The 16351-nt window shown below is 72.4% G+C and carries 16 protein-coding genes; 2 read left to right on the top strand and 14 right to left on the bottom strand.

All coding sequences use genetic code 11. The annotated features are described in order from the left end of the window. Positions 1 to 190: 190 nt before the first annotated feature. The 4 genes from J2Z30_RS33140 to J2Z30_RS33125 form a co-directional block, all read right to left on the bottom strand. Positions 191 to 682, bottom strand: coding sequence for a hypothetical protein (locus J2Z30_RS33140; RefSeq protein ID WP_044567710.1), 492 nt, complete (start codon positions 680 to 682; stop codon positions 191 to 193). Positions 683 to 803: 121 nt separating this feature from the next. Continuing rightward, positions 804 to 1367 carry a DoxX family protein gene (locus tag J2Z30_RS33135; RefSeq protein WP_044567708.1) on the bottom strand — a complete coding sequence of 188 codons (564 nt, stop codon included), beginning with the start codon at positions 1365 to 1367 and terminating at the stop codon, positions 804 to 806. Between the two features lie 91 nt (positions 1368 to 1458). Continuing rightward, positions 1459 to 2850 carry an MFS transporter gene (locus J2Z30_RS33130; protein WP_044567705.1) on the bottom strand — a complete coding sequence of 464 codons (1392 nt, stop codon included), beginning with the start codon at positions 2848 to 2850 and terminating at the stop codon, positions 1459 to 1461. Positions 2851 to 2938: 88 nt separating this feature from the next. After that, positions 2939 to 3442: a metallophosphoesterase family protein gene (locus J2Z30_RS33125; protein ID WP_044580857.1), complete on the bottom strand. Its 504-nt coding sequence runs from the start codon at positions 3440 to 3442 to the stop codon at positions 2939 to 2941. 96 nt (positions 3443 to 3538) lie between these two features. On the opposite strand from J2Z30_RS33125, the gene J2Z30_RS33120 reads away from it, so the two are divergent. Beyond that, positions 3539 to 4093, top strand: coding sequence for a tyrosine-type recombinase/integrase (locus J2Z30_RS33120; RefSeq protein WP_308280183.1), 555 nt, complete (start codon positions 3539 to 3541; stop codon positions 4091 to 4093). An 84-nt stretch (positions 4094 to 4177) separates the two neighbouring features. Here the strand turns inward: J2Z30_RS33120 and J2Z30_RS33115 are convergent, their stop codons facing one another. The 6 genes from J2Z30_RS33115 to manD form a co-directional block, all read right to left on the bottom strand. Further along, entirely contained in the window at positions 4178 to 7684 is a 3507-nt protein-coding gene (locus J2Z30_RS33115; protein ID WP_044567701.1) for a phosphodiester glycosidase family protein, read from the bottom strand. A gap of 153 nt (positions 7685 to 7837) precedes the next feature. Beyond that, positions 7838 to 8260 carry a YchJ family protein gene (locus J2Z30_RS33110; RefSeq protein ID WP_044580856.1) on the bottom strand — a complete coding sequence of 141 codons (423 nt, stop codon included), beginning with the start codon at positions 8258 to 8260 and terminating at the stop codon, positions 7838 to 7840. Positions 8261 to 8308: 48 nt separating this feature from the next. Next, a complete protein-coding gene (locus tag J2Z30_RS33105) occupies positions 8309 to 9514 on the bottom strand; it encodes an RNA-guided endonuclease InsQ/TnpB family protein (protein WP_044567699.1) in 1206 nt (401 codons plus the stop codon). Positions 9515 to 9639: 125 nt separating this feature from the next. After that, positions 9640 to 11019, bottom strand: coding sequence for an MFS transporter (locus tag J2Z30_RS33100; protein WP_044567697.1), 1380 nt, complete (start codon positions 11017 to 11019; stop codon positions 9640 to 9642). Between the two features lie 33 nt (positions 11020 to 11052). Continuing rightward, positions 11053 to 12492, bottom strand: a complete 1440-nt coding sequence (locus J2Z30_RS33095) for a mannitol dehydrogenase family protein (RefSeq protein ID WP_044567695.1) — start codon at positions 12490 to 12492, stop codon at positions 11053 to 11055. After that, entirely contained in the window at positions 12489 to 13706 is a 1218-nt protein-coding gene (manD, locus tag J2Z30_RS33090) for a D-mannonate dehydratase ManD (RefSeq protein WP_044567693.1), read from the bottom strand. The genes J2Z30_RS33095 and manD overlap by 4 nt, the downstream gene beginning before the upstream one ends. A 107-nt stretch (positions 13707 to 13813) precedes the next feature. Between manD and J2Z30_RS33085 the strand changes: the two genes are divergently transcribed. Beyond that, positions 13814 to 14572: a GntR family transcriptional regulator gene (locus J2Z30_RS33085; RefSeq protein WP_107073237.1), complete on the top strand. Its 759-nt coding sequence runs from the start codon at positions 13814 to 13816 to the stop codon at positions 14570 to 14572. Here the strand turns inward: J2Z30_RS33085 and J2Z30_RS33080 are convergent. The 4 genes from J2Z30_RS33080 to J2Z30_RS33065 form a co-directional block, all read right to left on the bottom strand. Then, positions 14499 to 14843 (bottom strand): NADase-type glycan-binding domain-containing protein, encoded by a 345-nt coding sequence (locus J2Z30_RS33080; RefSeq protein ID WP_044567692.1) that lies wholly within the window; start codon positions 14841 to 14843, stop codon positions 14499 to 14501. The genes J2Z30_RS33085 and J2Z30_RS33080 overlap by 74 nt on opposite strands. A gap of 133 nt (positions 14844 to 14976) precedes the next feature. Then, entirely contained in the window at positions 14977 to 15492 is a 516-nt protein-coding gene (locus J2Z30_RS33075) for a DinB family protein (RefSeq protein WP_044567690.1), read from the bottom strand. Positions 15493 to 15534: 42 nt separating this feature from the next. Beyond that, positions 15535 to 15885 (bottom strand): VOC family protein, encoded by a 351-nt coding sequence (locus tag J2Z30_RS33070; protein ID WP_044567689.1) that lies wholly within the window; start codon positions 15883 to 15885, stop codon positions 15535 to 15537. Between the two features lie 19 nt (positions 15886 to 15904). Further along, the gene (locus J2Z30_RS33065) at positions 15905 to 16276 is read right to left on the bottom strand and encodes a MerR family transcriptional regulator (RefSeq protein WP_044567687.1); all 372 of its coding nucleotides are present in this window, start codon (positions 16274 to 16276) and stop codon (positions 15905 to 15907) included. Positions 16277 to 16351 lie beyond the last annotated feature (75 nt).

Below are 16351 nucleotides of genomic sequence, written 5' to 3'. Positions count from 1 at the left end.
AGGAAAGGCCGGCCACGGTGCCGGATTCGGCGAGAGACGCGTACAACTCCGACGAATGGCTCGTTCGCACGTGTCTGTGAAGGGTGCCGCGCATACGAGGGTGCCGCGCATACGGGGGTGCCGTCCGGATGGGGACGGCACCCCCGTATCCGCGGCCTTTCCGGCCGTTTCCCCATGCCGGGGTCCGGTGTTATCTCGGCGTCTCCGTCGCCGTGCCGTTCACCGTTCCGGTGGCACGCGTCGGGCGCTCCAGGATGCCCCGGGCATCGGGCGGGGCCGGATCGGGCGCGCTGGTGGTGTGCTGCGGGCCCGTGGACTCGGCGGAGCCGTTCGCGGCGCCGTTGTGCGGATGCGCCGAGCCGTTGATCTTCTCGATCGCCTGCCGGGCCTGCTCACCGGGGGAGCGGGCCGCCAGCGGGGGCGAGGTGTGGGGCGCGGTGGGCGCGGGCTGGTTCCGCTCCCGCTCGGGTTTGGCGTGGACGCCGATGGTCTGGGCCGTCCCGTGGCGCAGCCGATGGCTGACCGCCTCGTCGAGGCTCACCGGCCGCTGTGCCTGGGCCGCCAGCCGGCCGGCCTCCTGGCCCAGGGCGGCGACCACGTCCCAGGGCAGATGGAGCACCAGGCGGACTTCGGCGTCGCCATCCGGCAGCGCCTGGATGGGAGGGATGAACCGGTCATTCATGGAACGGGGCCTCCGGTCTCGGTTTCGGCCTGTGCGGGCGGCGCGTGCCCCCATGGGCAGGACGCGCACAGAGCCATACGGAGAACCGGCGCCGCGTGTTCACCTGGCAGCCGGAGGGCTGTCAGTTCTTGCTGAGCACGATCGTCACCGCCGCCAGGATCGCCGCCAGCACCAGTAGGGCGATGCCGTAGATCAGCCGCTGCGACCGCAGGACCGGGAGGAACGCGTCGAGGGAGATCCGGCCGGCGCCGGACAGCGCGAGCCCGGCCGCGCCGACCCCCAGGAGCAGCGGAAACTCGAAGCCGCCGAAATAGCCGAGCGGCGTGGAGGCGGCCACCGCGTTGGCCATCGTGCCCGCGACGGCCGCACCGGCGAGCGGGGTGAGCAGCCCCACGGCGAGGCCGAGGCCCCCGAAGGTCTCGGCGATCCCGGCGATCACGGCCATGGCCTTGGGCGCCGGATAGCCGAACTGCGCGAACGCCACCGCCGTCTTGTCGAGGCCGAGGCCGCCCCACCAGCCGAAGAGGTGCTGTGCGCCGCGCGCGGCGACGACCAGCCCGACGCCTAGCCGGATGACCAGCAGCCCCACGTCATGGGCGAGGAGTACGTGCGCCGCGGACCTGGGCGAGTGTGGGGCGGGTGCGGAGGAGTTCTCCGGGCCGTTGTCGTAGCGGGAATGAGACATGGCGCCCTCGTCTGGTCGGGCTCGGCGCGGATCGCCGAGCCGATATGCGATATGCACCTTAAGTACTCTTTATTCCACCGGGGTGCCGGGTTCAATCCGGACGCCCGTCGGCGGCGGACCGGCCTCCGGGGGAGCCTCCGGGCCGTATCCGCGTCAGCAGCGTGATGACCAGGAGCGCGGCCCCGGCCAGACAGCAGCCCCCGGCCGCCATCAGGGCCGCGTCGACGGCAGCGCTGCTCCGTGCCCCGGCGGCATCCTGGGACAGGGCCACCCCCAGCCCCGCCGCGGTGGTGATGACCGTCTTGGTCACCCCCGACGCCTCCCCGGCGCGCTCGGGCCGCACCACGGCCTGGGTGGCGATGAGCGTCAGGGCGCCCGCGACCCCGAGCGCCGCCCCGCACCCCGTGATCGCCAGAAGGAAGACCGGCAGGGTCGTCGCGATGGGGGCGGCGCCGAGCGACGCCGCCCCCAGCCCCAGGGCCCCGGCCATCACCCGCACCGCGTCCGCCGTGCGGATCCGCCCTGCCACCGGCCCGGCCACGGCCATCGCCGCCGCCGGGGCCAGGAAGGCGGCCCCCGCGCCCGTGGCCGACAGCCCCCACGGCCCCTGGAGCGCCAGGGGCACGGCGAACAGCACGATCACGGTCGCCGCATTGGCCGCCGCCCCGGCCACCGTGAGAGCCACAAACGGCCGGTTGCCGAACAGGGCGAGATCCACCAGCGGATCCGCCGCCGCCCGCTCATGCCGTACGAAGACGTACCCGAGTGCGACGGCCAGTGCCAGGGCCGCCGCCGAGCGGCCCGACGCCCAGCCCCACAGCGGCCCCCGGTCGACCAGGACCGCGAGCGCCGCCAGTGCGCCAGTGGCCGTGACCAGCCCCGCCACGTCCACGGACGGCGGCGCGGTGGTGTCCCGCGACTCCCCGGCCCGTGCCGCGCACACCCCGGCGACCAGCGCGACCGGTACGTTCAGCCAGAACACCGCCCGCCAGGACACCGCCTCGGTGAGGACCCCGCCCACATACGGCCCGCATACGGTGGCCACGCCCCCGATGCCCAGCGCCCGCCCCATGACCCGCGCCCGCGAACCGGGCGGGCAGGCGTTCGTCAGCAGGGCGAGCCCGGCCGGCATGGCCACCGCACCACCCGCACCCTGCACCACTCGCGCGGCCACCAGCACCGGAAGCGACGGGGCCAGCGCACACACCAGCGACGCGCCGCCGAACACCGCCAGGCCCGCCGTCAGCAACCGGCGGCGGCCGTACAGATCGCCGAGCCGCCCCGCGCCCGCCATCAGCGAGCCGGCCGCGAGCAGATACCCGCTCACCACCCACCGGAGGCCGCCTCCCGCCACCCCCAGATCGCGCCCGATCCCGGGCAGGGCCAGGTTCAGCGCGAAGGCGTCCAACTGCACGCAGAACACGGTCGCGGCCACCGCCGCCGACGCCCATCGCCATGCGGGTCCACCGCTCGCCGTCGTCATCACTCACTCCTCGGCACCCCAAAAGGACAGGTCGGATACCGGGGCTGAAGAGTGAGACGAGCGAGTTGAAGAGGGAAACGGCGATCGGTCAGCGGCGGGGCGGCAGCCGGTGCAGCTCCACGGCGGTCAGCCGCCCGGCCTCGATCGCGGCCGTCATGAACGTACAGTACGGCTGCCGGCGCCGGTCGGTGGGGGAGCCGGGGTTGAGCAGCCGCAGCCGCCCCTCGGCCGTGGTGTCCCACGGGATGTGGCTGTGGCCGAACACCAGCACATCGAGGTCGGGGAACCGCTCGGCGCAGCGCCGCTCCCGCCCCTTCGACTGGCCCGTCTCGTGCACCACACCCAGCCGCACCCCCGCCAGCTCGGCCTGGGCCACCTCGGGCAGCCGCGCCCGCAGCTCGGGCCCGTCGTTGTTGCCGTACACCCCGATCAGCCGCCGCGAGCGCTCCTCGAGCAGATCGAGGGTGGCGAGGTCGACCCAGTCGCCCGCGTGGATCACCACATCGGCGTCCGGCAGCCGCTCCAGCAGCTCCTCGGGAAGCGCCTTGGCGCGCCGGGGGAGATGGGTGTCGGACATCAGCAGAAGACGCACACGGACGACCGTACCGCCGCGCATCCCTTGACGAGGGCGGCAACGGGAGAAATAGTGTGCCAAGCGGCTCAATCGGAAGGTTTCCAGGGGGTAGAGGTGGCAGCGCGGACGGCGAGGGAAGCGGCGCAGGACCGCTATCCGCGACCGGTGGTGACGACGGCGGAGGCGGAGTGGATCTGGCGCCGGCTGTCGGTGGAGGCGATGGAGGACGGCGCGAAGCCGGAGACCGTACGGCTCGCCGTGGTGGTGGGCCTGGCGCGGGCCAGTGGCGCCCGGTACGGCGGGCTGCTGCGCTGCACCCTGTCGGCGCTGGACCTGGACTCCGGATGGGTGACCATCGAGCACGGCAAACACCGCGTGCCGCGCCGGCACGGACTGGACCGCGGCACCGTGCTGATGCTGCGCCGCTGGCTGCGGGTGCGTCAGGAGCTCTGCGCCGAGCTGGAGGGTTCGGTGCCGGCCGCGCTGCTGCTGACGGTGCACCACACCCATGACAACGGCGTGACCGTGGCCGCCGGACTGCCCATCACCCGGCAGGGGCTGGTGCTCTCCTGGCGCCGGTTCGTCCACCGTACGAACGCCCGGTACGCCGCTCGCCGCCCTCCGCTGCCCACCCGCTTCGAGCAGGTCCGCCGCGTCTGGGACACCTGAGCCTGGCGGGGCGACTGGGCCCCGCAGGGCGACTGGGCCCGGTGGGGGCGGGGGGCTCAGGCGGCCCCGCCCCCACCGGTCCGGCTAGGCCGCGGGTGCCGCGGCCGTCGCGGTGACGGTGAACCGCGCCTGTGCGATGGCGCCGTTCACGCTCACCGCGAGAGTGGCCGTTCCCGGGCGCAGCGCGGTCAGCCTGCCGGTCGCCGGGTCGTACGCCGCCACATCGCGGCGCCCGGCGTCGGCCGGATCGCCGATGTGGAGGTTGGGCGAGCCGGTCCAGTCCGCGCTGAGCGGGAAGCCGACCGGCACCCGGCGGGCAGCGGTTCCCTCGCCCTGGAGGACGGTCGCGCTGACATCCGCGTCCTGCCCGGTGCGCAGTTCGGCCGGGGCGGTGACGGTCAGCCCGTCCACATGGGCGCGGGTCTGCACGGACACCCAGTCCGGGCCGCCCCGCCACGGTGCGTGGCGCGCGGCCGCCTGATCCCGCGCCGGGACGTGGTCCACGCCGACCATCGACCAGCCGGTGAAACCGCCCTGGCCGGGCGGGGTGGCGGGGTTCTTGCCCGAGTTGCCGTTGATCAGATACGGCACGCCGTCCACCCGGGAGGCGTGGAAGGTGCCGACGTGGCTGCCGATGAGGCCCGCGCCCTTGCCCGTGGTGCGGCGGAAGTCGGCCAGCCAGCCCTCCAGCAGCGCCGCCTCCTTGCGGTCGCCGAGCTGGCTGCCCTGCTGCGGGGTGGGGTCACGCGGCGGCACATGCTCGATCACCATCACCGAGCCGATGTCCGGGTCCTCGGCGGCCGCGTCCAGCTGGGCGCGCAACTCCTTGATCTGGTCGAAGCCACCGGCGCGCAGCCCCAGACGTGAGGTGTCCAGGGTGAGGAAGCGGGTGCCCCGGTGGTCGAACGTGCGGTGGGCGGGCCCGAATTCGGCGGTGAAGTTGTCGATGGAGCCGCCCATCACCTCGTGGTTGCCGGGGACGTAAGTCCAGGGCAGCTCATCGCCCAGCTCCTCCTTGAGCACGGTGCGGGCGAAGGAGAGGTCGGCGGGGGAGCCCTCGTCCACCAAGTCCCCGTTGATCACCAGGAAGTCGGGCTCGGCCGCCTTGATCTCGCGGAGGGTGCGGCGGGCCTGGGCGACGATCGGGCTGTTCGGGTCGCGGGCCACGAACTGCGCGTCGGACATCACCGCGAACCGCCAGTCGCGTCCCCGCGTCCGGGCGGCGGTGGAGATCAGGGGATCGGGGCGCACGCTCTCCGTGGGCAGTTCGACGGAGGGCGGCACCCGGGCGGTGAGGTCGTCGATGACCACGCTGCCGGTGTACTGGCGGGTGGCGGAGGTCTCGGCGAGGTAGAAGCGGTTGACCTTCAGCGGGTAGGCGACCCCGGCCGGTACGGCGAAGTCGACATGTCGCCATCCGGTCCAGGTCACATACGGCCCGCGGAGCAACTGGTCCGAGCCCGCCGCGTCCTTGAGGTGCAGGGTGGGCCATGCCCCCTTGCCATCGCCCTTGATCCACAGGCCGAAGGACTGCGGCTGTCCGTCCACCGCGATCTGCTGGGGCGGGGTGACATAGGCAGCGCGGGTCGCCGTGGACTGGGTGAAGTCGTAGTCCAGCTTGAGCCCGGTGCTCGTGTGTCCGTCGGGCGTGGCCTCGGCGGAACCGGAGGCGCGGGCCTGGCTGAAGGTCCAGCGGTCGGCGTCGTCGAAGGACGCCTCCTGCCGCTCGGTCAGGCCGACGGTGACGGCGAGCACCGTGGTCGTGCCGCCGACGGCGGCCTTGACCTGCCCCGCGGCCTGGTCGTGGCGCGCCTTGACGGTGAAGGTGCCGGTCCTGGGGTCCGGGGCGATGTCGAACAGCGCGTGGTCGTACGACAGTCGCACATCGGACGGTTCGACGGGGGCGCTGGTGCCGTGTGCGTCCAGGCCGACGATGCCGAACCGGCCCGTGGCCTCGGCGTCGGCCAGGCCGACCAGCCGGCTGGTGGGCTGGATCCGGTCCAGCCGGTCCAGGACGGTGAGGCCGAGGTCGCCATGGGCGGCGCCGCGCCGGGCGGTGACGGTGGTGTCGCCGCCGTGGCGGGCGGTGAAGGTGCCGTCGGAATCGACCCGGCCGATATGGGAATCGTCCGTCCGCCACTGCGGCGCGCCCTCGGCGGGGCCGTACGTCTCGTCGTAACCGGCGGCGGTGAGGCGGCGGGTGAGCCCGGGGAAGACCCGCTCGGGGTGGCCGCCCCGGACCGGATCGGCGGTGGGCGCGGACCCGCGGTCCATCGCGGTGTCCACCCAGAAGCCCTTGAGGCGGCCGCTGCCGTCGGGGGCGGTGAGGGCCAGGCCGTTGGGTACGGTGCGCTCGGCCCCGTCGGACGGGCTGTTCTCCACCCGGGTGGTGTCGCTGCCCGGCTCGCGGGCGACGAGGGTGGAGGAGCCGCCGCCGTCGATGTTGAGCGCGCTGTAGGCGCCCGCGTCCTTCATCATCAGGCCCAGCTCGGTGAGGGTGACGCCGCCGCTGTCGGCCTGCCGTCCGTCCACGGTGAGGATCCGCATGGTGTGGCCGTCGCGGGAGAAGCCGACCGCGGTGCGCGGCGCCGTGACGTTGTTGCCCTCGCCCTCGTGGCCGACCGCCTTGCCGTCCACCACCAGCAGTTCCCGGCCGCCGAGGGCGGTGCTCGGCAGGTCGCCGCCGTCGGTGCGGGGCCGGTACTCCATCGACACCGCGTCGCCGACGGCCAGTTCGGACAGCGTGTCGGCCCCGGCGTCCCGGCCGACCAGCACGGTGGCACCGTCCGGGACCGGGCCCTTGCCGGGCGCGCCGGCCGCCTGGGTGACCTTGCCGTCCGCGACCGTGACCTCGGCGGTGCGCCGTGCGCCGTCCACGGTCTGGGCGCGGTCCGCCTCGCCCCACTGGGCGGTGTACGCCCCGATCCCGGTGGCCGGGACGTTGGCGGCGTTGAGCGCCGCGAGCGGGTGGGGGCCGTCGGGGAGGGTCAGGGTGCCGTCGAAGTAGAGCTGGAGGACGCGGCCCGCGTCGGCCGGGCCGATGCCGACGGCCCGTGCGGGCCCGGCCGCGGAGGCGGAGTTGACGAGGCGGCCGTCGCCGATGCCGTTGCCCTCGGGGGCGCCGGTCTGGTTGATGTCGAAGAAGTCACCGTTGATGGCCGCGACGGTGCGGCGCCCCGGCCCGGGGTCGTGTTCGGCGGCCAGTTGGGAGACGGTCTGGCGCTTGGCGACCTTGTCGGGGTGGAGGTAGTCGACCTTGGTGCCGCCGGCCAGGTCCACCGACAGCGAGTCGACCCGCAGCCATTTGTCCGACTCCAGCCGGTCGTACGAGGTGAGCCGAACGCCCGGGGCGACCGGCCGGGAGGAGCGGGCGGTCTGGACCCCGTCCCCGTCGGCCACGGACCGGGTGCCGGTCGCACCGCTGGCGGCCGGGGGCGCGACCGGGCGCAGCATCTCCGAGGACGACCTGGGGGCGGGTTCGGGCGCCGGGGCGGGGGTGTTGTCGGCGGTGGCCTGGCCGGCGGCGCCCAGTACGAGGGCGGACACCGCGACCAGGGCCGCCAGTGGTCTGGGACACGCGACAGGAGGCACGGCAACTCCTTGGGGCCAGGGGACACGCGTGGTTCACACGCACAGCGCCCCAGCATCGCCCTGGAGTTGACCGGGCACCAGAAGGCGTCGGCGACGACACGGGAAACAAATGACCAAGTCGGTGCGGACGGTGATCGCTGACGCGGGGTGGGGTCAGTCTTCGGTCACACCGTCGAGATAGACCCAGGCGCCCTCGTGGCGTACGAAGCGGCTGTTCTCGTGGAGCGAGCCCGCGCGGCCGCCCTGGGTGTAGTGGGCGCGGAACTCGACGGTGCCGGTGGTGTGGAACGCGCTGCCCTCGGTGGTGCCGAGGATCTCCAGGCGCACCCAGCGCAGCCCCGGGTCGAGGTCCGCGCCGGGTGGCCGGGTGGTGGGGTGCCAGCTGCGCAGCAGATACGCCTCGTCCCCGACGGCGAAGGCGCTGTAGCGCGAGCGCATCAGCTGCTCGGCGTTGGCCGCCGGGGCCTGGCCGCGGTGCAGTCGGCCGCAGCAGTCGTCGTAGGCCGCGGGCAGCCCGCAGGGGCAGGAGGCCGGGGTGGTGCTGGTCGGCCGCGGGCGTCGGGTACGTCGGGACATGATCCCCATTTTGACTGCTCCCCCGCCTGAAGGCGGGAGATTCCTGGCTCAGGCTGCCTTCCGGACCGGCGGCCCGGGAGGTCTTACGCCCTCGACACCAGCCGGGTTCAGACCAGCCCGGACGAGCATCACGCGGGCGGAGTTCTTGTCCCTGGGGGACACGGCTCCGCACACGGTGCAGGTGTAGGTACGTTCCGAGAGAGGTAGTGCGTGCTTGGTTCCCGCTCCGCACCGCGCACACTCCATGGTGGTGCGCGCAGGGTGCACCAGCCGGATATCCCGCTGGTGCTTGTGGCCCATCTCGATCAGGGCCGCCTTGGTGGCGCTGATGGCGGCGTCGGCCGCCTTACGCGCCATCGACGTTCTGGCGAGGAACTTCGGACGGAAGTCCTCCACCGCCACCGCGTCATGGTCACGGACCACCTTCTTGGCCCATTTACGAGCGGTGTCCTGCCGCTGCCGGGCGATCTTCCTATGCAGCTTCGCCACCTGCCGCTTGGCGGCGCGGTAGCCGTTCGACCGGGGTTTGTCCTTCGGCGCGCGGCGGCGGGCCATCATCCGCTGGTAGCGGCCCAGCTTCGCCATGGCCTTCCTGCCGTGTCCGGCGTAGGGGAGGTCGTGGGCGTCGGATGTGGTGGTGGCGGTCTCGCGCACGCCCCAGTCCACGCCCAGCACGCGGCCGGTTCCGGGAAGCGGCTCGACCTGGGCGGGGACGACGAACGACGCGTACCAATGGCCGAGGCTGTCCCGGTAGACGCGCACGCTGGACGGGTCGGCGGGAAGCTCGCGTGACCACACGACCGTCACCACAATGCCGCCCGCGAGATGCAGGCATCCGCCCTTCAGCCGGAAGCCGCGCCGGGTGTAGTTCAGCGTCGGGGCGGCGTCCCGCTGTTTCTTCCAGCTGGGCATCCCCGCCCGCCGGCGCATGGGCAGCCGGTCTGTGATGTCCTTCAGCGCCTTCGAGCGGGACCTGCAGAAGTCGCGGATGACCTGCTGCTGAGGAACCGAGGAGCCCTCCCTCAGCCAGTGGGTGATGCGGCGGGCTTCGGTCAGCATCTTGTCCAGCGCGGCCGATCCGCACGTCTCCCTGCCCTGGTGGGCCTTCTTTGAACGGGCAACGCACTCGTTCCACACCCACCGGCACCGGCCCCACTCTGCCTCAAGCGCCGCGCGAGCGCAGGCGGATACACGAAGCCGGTAGGTACACCGGGCATACCCAGTGCCCTCGCTTGTCTTCGCTTCCGACGTCACAATCGCCAATCTAACCGAGAGGTACGACAGTTGGATTCCGGTCTGTGCGCCCTGCCTCGCAGGAGTCCGATTCCCGGCCTGAAGTGAAGGCCGGGGTGCCCTCGGAGGAACCAGGGGAGGGGGGCTCAGGCGGCGGTCAGCCGCAGCGGTTCGACGCGCTTGATGACCAGGCCGTAGGTGAGGGCGCCGACGATGCACAGCGCGCCGGACAGCATCAGCGGGGCGACGAAGGAGTGGTTGAAGAAGCCCAGCAGCAGTCCGGTGGTGGTCGAGCCGAGCACCCCGGCGAGGTTGGAGGCGAAGTTCTGGATGCCGCCGAGCGAGGCGACATGGCGCGGGGTGGGCGCGACGTCGGCGGGCAGGCTGGCCACCGAGGCGGCGGAGAAGGCCAGGCTGGCGTAGCTGACGGACAGCAGGGCCAGGGCCCACATGGCGCCGGGGACGAGCACGGCGAAGGCGATGACGGAGGAGAAGAGCATCCCGCACACCAGACAGGTCTTGCGGGCCCGGGTCACCGACCAGCCGCGGCGCAGCAGGGTGTCGCTGGTCCAGCCGCCGAGCAGGCTGCCGCCGATGGCGACGATGCCGGGCAGGGCGCCGTAGAAGCCCAGTTTGAGCAGGTCGAAGCCGCGGGCGTCGACGAGGTAGCTGGGGAACCAGGTGATGAAGAAGTAGATGACGTAGTTGAGGCAGAAGAAGCCGATCATCATGCCCCAGACCGTGCGGTGCCGGAACAGGTCGCGCCAGCGGACGGCGGGCTCCTGGGGCGCCGCCGTCTCCTGGGCGGGGTTCTCCTCGAGCCGGGCGCCGCCCGCCGTTACGTAGGCGCGTTCCTCGGCGCTGAGTCCGCCGCGCGCGGAGGGTTCGCGGTACGTCTTGAGCCACAGCGCCACCCACAGCAGGGCCACGGCGCCGGTGACCCAGAACGCCATCCGCCAGCCCTGCCAGGCGATGAGCGCGGTCACGACGGGGGCGGCGACGGCGGTGCCGGCGCGGGCGCCGTTGTCCCAGACGCTGTTGGCCAGGGCCCGTTCGCGGACCGGGAACCAGCGGGAGACGGACTTGGCGCACGAGGGGTACGCGGGGGCCTCGCCCGCGCCGAGGGCGAGGCGGGCGAAGAGCAGGCTGCCGATGCCCCGGACGAATCCGGTGCTCACGGTGACCAGTGACCAGATCAGCCCGCCGATGGCGAACATGCGCTTCTCGCCGTAGCGGTCGATGAGTGCCCCGGCGGGCAGTTGGCCCAGCGCGTAGGTCACGAAGAACATGCTGAGGATGACGCCCTGCCACTCGGGGCCGATGTGCAGGTCATCGGTCATATAGGGCAGGGAGATGGAGATGGTGGCGCGGTCGACGTAGTTGACGGTCATGCCCAGGAAGCAGAGGAAGACCATCAGCCAGCGGGTGTTGTGGCGCAGTCCGCGGGGGCGCGGTGGTCCGGTCGTGGCCTCGTCCTGGGCTGCGGGTGGCTGGTCGGTGGCGGGGACGGCTCTGGGGGTCTTCAAGGCGGCTCTCCTTTGAAGGGGCGGTGCGTGGGGTCAGCGCGGTGGCCGGGCGCCGGGGTCCAGCTCCGCCCGTACGGACGCGACGAGGGCGGTGTCGTCGGCGAGGTCTTCGGCGCCCAGCAGCCGCAGCAGCCGGCGCGGGGCCTCGGTGTGCGGGCCGTCCCAGGCGCGGCGCAGCTCCTCGGCCCGGGGATCGTCCAGGGGGCGGTCGCGGGTGCGGCGGGCCCAGGCGGCGAGGGCGGTGGCCAGGAGCGGGGTGTCCCGTCCGGCGGCGCGCAGTTCGCGCAGCGGGGCGAGCCACCGTTCGGGGATCTTCTGGGATCCGTCCATGGCGATCTGCTGGATGCGGTGGTGCATCGCGGGGTTGGCGAAGCGGTCCACCAGGCTGTCGATGTAGGCGGGGAGGTCAAGACCCTCGGTGGGGGGCAGGCTCTGCGCGGCCTCGGCGCAGTAGGCGCGTACGGTCTCCTCGCCCCAGGGGGTGGCCAGGACATCGGCGACGGTCTCGCATCCGTGTCCGAGTCCGAGTCCGAGATACGCGATGAGCGAGTGGGCGCCGTTGAGCAGCCGGAGTTTGGCGAGCTGGTAGGGGCTCACATCGGGGACGAAGCGGACCCCGGCCGCCTCCCAGTGCGGGCGGTCGGCGGCGAAGATGTCCTGGAGGACCCACTGGGTGAACGGTTCGCCGGTGACCGCGCCCGCGTCGTCCAGGGTCAGGGCGCGGGCGGCGGTCCGCCGGTCGGTGTCGGTGGTGGCGGGGACGATGCGGTCGACGACGGTGGCGGGGAAGGCGACCGAGCCGGTGATCCAGTCCAGCAGGCGGTCGCGGTCGTCCCATGCGGTGGCGGCGATGAACTCCCGTACCAGGCGCCGCAGTACCGCGCCGTTGTCGGCCATGTTGTCGCAGGAGACGAGCGACACCGGGGCGCCGTCGGCCCGCAGCCGGGCGCGCAGCCCCGCGGCGAGCTGCCCGGCCACGCTCACGGGCGCGGGCCGTCCCGCCAGGTCGTCCCGGATCAGCGGGTCGTCCAGGGCGAGTCCGCCGGTGGCGGCGTCGCGCCGGTAGCCCTTCTCGGTGACGGTGAGGGTGACGACGGTGACCTCGGGGGAGGCGAGGAGCGCGCCGAGCCGGGTGCCGTCGTCGGTGGCGTGCAGCACCTCGGTCACGGTGCCGACCACGCGGGTGGCCGGGCCGTCGGGGCGCCGTTCGGTGAAGGAGTACAGCCCGTCCTGTGGGCGCAGCGCGTCCACGACGGACCGGCTGCGCTGGGTGACGCCGGCGATGCCCCAGCCGCCGCCGTGCGCGGCCTCGGCGGCTTCGGTGTAGAGGGCCTGGTGGGCGCGGTGGAAGGCGCCGATGCCCAGGTGCACGATCCGGGGGCGCAGCGCCCCCGGGTCGATGGGCGGGCGGCTCTCGGCGGGGACGCGGGGCAGGGTGGCCAGCGACAGGCGCGGCGGGGAGTCGGCGGTCACCAGTCGTGCACCGACCCGTCGGTACGGCGGCTCACCGGGAGGTACTTCGGGTCGTAGGGGAAGCGGGCGGCCGCCTGCTCGTCGAGCTCGATGCCGAGGCCGGGCACGGCCTGGGGGTGCAGGGCGCCGTCGATCAGTTCGTAGCCGGGCCGGAACACCTCGTGGGTGAGCGGGTCGTGCGCCATGTACTCCTGGATGCCGAAGTTGGGCACGGTGACATCGAGGTGGACGGCCGCCGACATGCTCACCGGGGACAGGTCGGTGGCGCCGTGTGAACCGGTGCGCACCTGGTACAGCTCGGCGAGGTGGAAGATCCGCCGCAGATGGGTGATGCCTCCGGCGTGCACCACCGAGGCGCGGATGTAGTCGATGAGCCGCTCGGTGATGAGCTGCTGGCAGTCCCAGATGGAGTTGAAGACCTCGCCGACCGCGATCGGGGTGGTGGTGGACTGGCGGATCTGGCGGAAGGACTCCTGGAGCTCGGCGGGGGTGGGGTCCTCCATCCAGAACAGCCGCACCTCCTCCAGGCTGCGGCCGAGCCGCCCCGCCTCGGTGGGGGTGAGCCGGTGGTGGACGTCGTGCAGCAGGTGGAAGCCGAAGCCGAACCGTTCGCGGACCGCCTCCAGATAGCGCGGTGCGAAGTCCAGATACGCCTCGGTGGACCACGGCTGCTCCTCGGGCAGCGCGCCGGTGGCCGGCTCGTAGACGGTGGCGACCGTGCCGTGGCGGATGCCGTAGGTGCCCGGTGAGCCGGGGACGGCGGCCTGGGCGCGGATCGCGCGGTAGCCCATCTCCTGGAAGCGGGCCACGTCGTCCAGCAGCTCGGGGACGTCGCCGCCGCTGGCGTGGCCGTAGACCAGGGCGCCCTCGCGGGCCTTGCCGCCCAGCAGTTCGTACACCGGAAGGCCCGCGACCTTGCCCTTGATGTCCCACAGTGCGGTGTCCACGGCCGAGATGGCGGTCATGGTCACCGGGCCGCGGCGCCAGTAGGCCCCCTTGTAGAGGTAGTGCCAGGTGTCCTCGATGCGGGCGGGGTCGCGCCCGATCAGCAGTGGTACGAGGTGGTCCTCCAGATATGAGGCGACCGCGAGCTCGCGGCCGTTCAGGGTCGCGTCACCGAGACCGGTCACGCCGTCGGAGGTGGTCACCTTCAGGGTCACGAAATTGCGACCCGGCGAGGTGACGATGACCTTGGCCTCCGTGATCGTGGCCATGCGTGCGTGCTCCTCACTGAGCGGGCTCCCGGGGTGGAGTCCGGGCTGTCGGTCGGCTACCATACAAGTACGTCAGCAAGCGGAGTCAAGGGTTCGGAAGGAGCCGGATGGTATCGGCGGAGGGACTGCACACGGCACGCTCCCGGGGGCGTAACACCCGGCAACTGGTCCATGAGGTGCTGCGTTCGCGCATCGTCGGCCTGGAGCTGGAGCCTGGCTCCGCCGTCTCGGAGAACGATCTGGCGGCCGAGCTCGGGGTGAGCCGCACTCCCGTCCGCGAGTCCCTGATCCTGCTCGCCGACGAGGGGCTGGTGGACATCTATCCCCAGATGGGCACGTTCGTCTCGCGCATCCGGGAGCGCGCTGTCGCCTCCGCCCAGTTCATCCGGGAGGCGCTGGAGTGCGCCGCGCTGCGGGAGGCCGTCGGCAAGGCCGGCGCGCGGGACGTGGCCGAGCTGCGGGTGCTGCTCACCGCGCAGGAGGAGGCCGACCGCCAGTCCGACATGGAGGGCTTCTTCCAGCTGGACGAGGAGTTCCACGCCCGCCTGATGGCCGTCAGCGGACACGCCTCGGCCTGGCCGGTCGTCAGCCAGGCCAAGGCCCAGCTGGACCGGGCCCGCAGGCTGTCACTGCCGATGACCCAGCAGATGTCCCTGCTCATCGGCCAGCACCGCGAGGTGGTCGACCTGCTGGAGGCGGGCGATCTGGACCGCGCCGACGAGTCGCTCCGCTCCCATCTGCGGCTGGTCTTCAGCGATGTGGAGAAGATCCGCACCAAGCACCCCGAGCTCTTCAGCGACGAGGACGCTCCCTTGCGGCCCCGCCGCGACAGCGCCCGGCGCACCGCCGCCCGGGGGGACCGCTGACCCGGCCGCCGCGCGCCGGGCCTACATCGAAACTCTGCTGACCGGCCCGGTCCTGGAGGTTGACGCCCTTCGGGGTGCGCTCGCCCCCGGAGTCGACCAGTGTGAGGGCGAGTTCCGAGGGCCGCGCCTGGGTCAGGAACTCATCCGCCTTCGCCGCGCGCCCCGAGGTGATCAGCGGCTTCCGCAGCCGCACCGGCCGGTCGAAGTCGGCCTCCGGATACTCGCCCGTACCGGGGCCCGCGGTGGCCGGCGCCTGGCTGGAGCCGCGCACGGTCGAGGGGTGCAGCGCCTGCGGATCGCCGGTCTGGTCCTGGGTGAAGGTGAAGACGTCGGACAGTCCAGGGCGTGCCGGATGTCCGCCCGTACGCGCTCCTTGTACGTCTTCCGGCCACCGTAGCCGGGCGTCAGTAGTAGCCCTTCTCGCCGTCGACGAGTTCCCGGATGGTGTCCATATGGCCGGCGTGGCGGGCGGTTTCCTCGATCATGTGGAAGAGGATCCATCGCAGGCTGGTGGAGGTGGCGCTGGAGTCCGGGTGGCGGCCGGTGTCGTCCAGGGCGTGGGTCGCGGTGATCTCGTTGGACACCTGGCACTGCTGGGCGTAGTCCTCGAGGAGCTGGGCGAGCGGGATGCCCTCGACTCTCATGCCGGCGTGCTCGACGTCATCGTCGAACCGGGGTCCCTGGGCCGGGTGGCCGAGCAGGACGATCTCGAACCACAGGTGCTCCACCCAGCGTAAATGGGAGACGATCCCGGCCAAAGTCATCAGGGGCGAGGCGGGGAGGAGGGAGCGGTGGGCGTCCGCCTCGGACAGGCCCTCGCATTTCCACGCGATGATGGCGCGCTGCATATCGAGCCAGCCCAGCAGCTGGGTGCGCTCATCGGCGGAGCGGTGCGGGCGGATGCGCGGTGGCGTCGTCATGAGGGATGACGCTAGCGCGGTGTGCGGGCGGCACGCAGCGGGTTATCGGCGGTGGCTCAGCACATTGATCACGCGGCCGTTGGGGTCGCGGACGAAGAAGCGGCGGACGCCCCACTCCTCGTCCCGCAGGGAGTGCACGATCTCGGCGCCGCTGTCGCACATCGCCGCGTAGGCCGCGTCCACGTCGTCCACCTCGACGCTCACATCGGGGACCACCGGACCGGTCTCGTCATGGGTCAGCACGCTGATCTGGGCCGTGGGGTTGGTGGCGGAGGCGAGCGTCATGATCCAGCCCTGGTTCATCACCTCTTCGAAGCCCAGGAGGCCGTAGAACTCCCGGTTCTCCCGCATCGCTTCGGACCGGATGTTGGGTACGACACGGCGGACGGTCATCTCGCGCTCCCTGGGTGAGTCAGCTGGTGGCGTGGTTGCCGAGCACGGCGTCAAGATACTGGGAGATCGCTTCCCGGTTGCGGGTCAGGCACTCGATGCGCCGGGTCATGCGATCCCGCTCGTTCTCCAGCGTGGCGACCATCTCCGGTGTGGCATCGGAGAAGTGGATGAGCCGGGGCTTGTCGAGGCACGGCAGGATCTGCTTGATGATGCGGGTGGGGAGCCCGGCGTCGAGCAGGCCCCTGATCTGCAGTATCCGGTCGACGAGACGCTCGTCGTACGAGCGATAGCCGTTCGCGCAGCGGTCGGGCAGGATCAGCCCCTGCTCCTCGTAGTAGCGCAGCAGCCGGCGCGGTGTGCCGGTGCGCTCCGACAGCTCTCCGATGCGCATATGCCCCGTCCTCTCACCCCCGCATCCTTCACATCCATGTGAAGGAGTCAGCGTATCGTGGGGTGGATGCGCTCG

This window comes from Streptomyces iranensis (genome assembly GCF_017874715.1).
Taxonomy (GTDB): domain Bacteria; phylum Actinomycetota; class Actinomycetes; order Streptomycetales; family Streptomycetaceae; genus Streptomyces; species Streptomyces iranensis.
Note: the sequence above shows the minus strand (reverse complement) of the source record. Positions and strands in the feature narration are given on the sequence as shown.

What these genes read in the sequence shown, in the direction of transcription:
- J2Z30_RS33135 (WP_044567708.1), bottom strand. Translation starts at nt 1,367, where the DNA reads ATGTCTCATTCCCGCTACGACAACGGCCCGGAGAACTCCTCCGCACCC.
- J2Z30_RS33140 (WP_044567710.1), bottom strand. Translation starts at nt 682, where the DNA reads ATGAATGACCGGTTCATCCCTCCCATCCAGGCGCTGCCGGATGGCGAC.
- J2Z30_RS33075 (WP_044567690.1), bottom strand. Translation starts at nt 15,492, where the DNA reads ATGACGACGCCACCGCGCATCCGCCCGCACCGCTCCGCCGATGAGCGC.
- J2Z30_RS33110 (WP_044580856.1), bottom strand. Translation starts at nt 8,260, where the DNA reads ATGTCCCGACGTACCCGACGCCCGCGGCCGACCAGCACCACCCCGGCC.
- J2Z30_RS33130 (WP_044567705.1), bottom strand. Translation starts at nt 2,850, where the DNA reads ATGACGACGGCGAGCGGTGGACCCGCATGGCGATGGGCGTCGGCGGCG.
- J2Z30_RS33085 (WP_107073237.1), top strand. Translation starts at nt 13,814, where the DNA reads ATGGTATCGGCGGAGGGACTGCACACGGCACGCTCCCGGGGGCGTAAC.
- J2Z30_RS33065 (WP_044567687.1), bottom strand. Translation starts at nt 16,276, where the DNA reads ATGCGCATCGGAGAGCTGTCGGAGCGCACCGGCACACCGCGCCGGCTG.
- manD (WP_044567693.1), bottom strand. Translation starts at nt 13,706, where the DNA reads ATGGCCACGATCACGGAGGCCAAGGTCATCGTCACCTCGCCGGGTCGC.
- J2Z30_RS33070 (WP_044567689.1), bottom strand. Translation starts at nt 15,885, where the DNA reads ATGACCGTCCGCCGTGTCGTACCCAACATCCGGTCCGAAGCGATGCGG.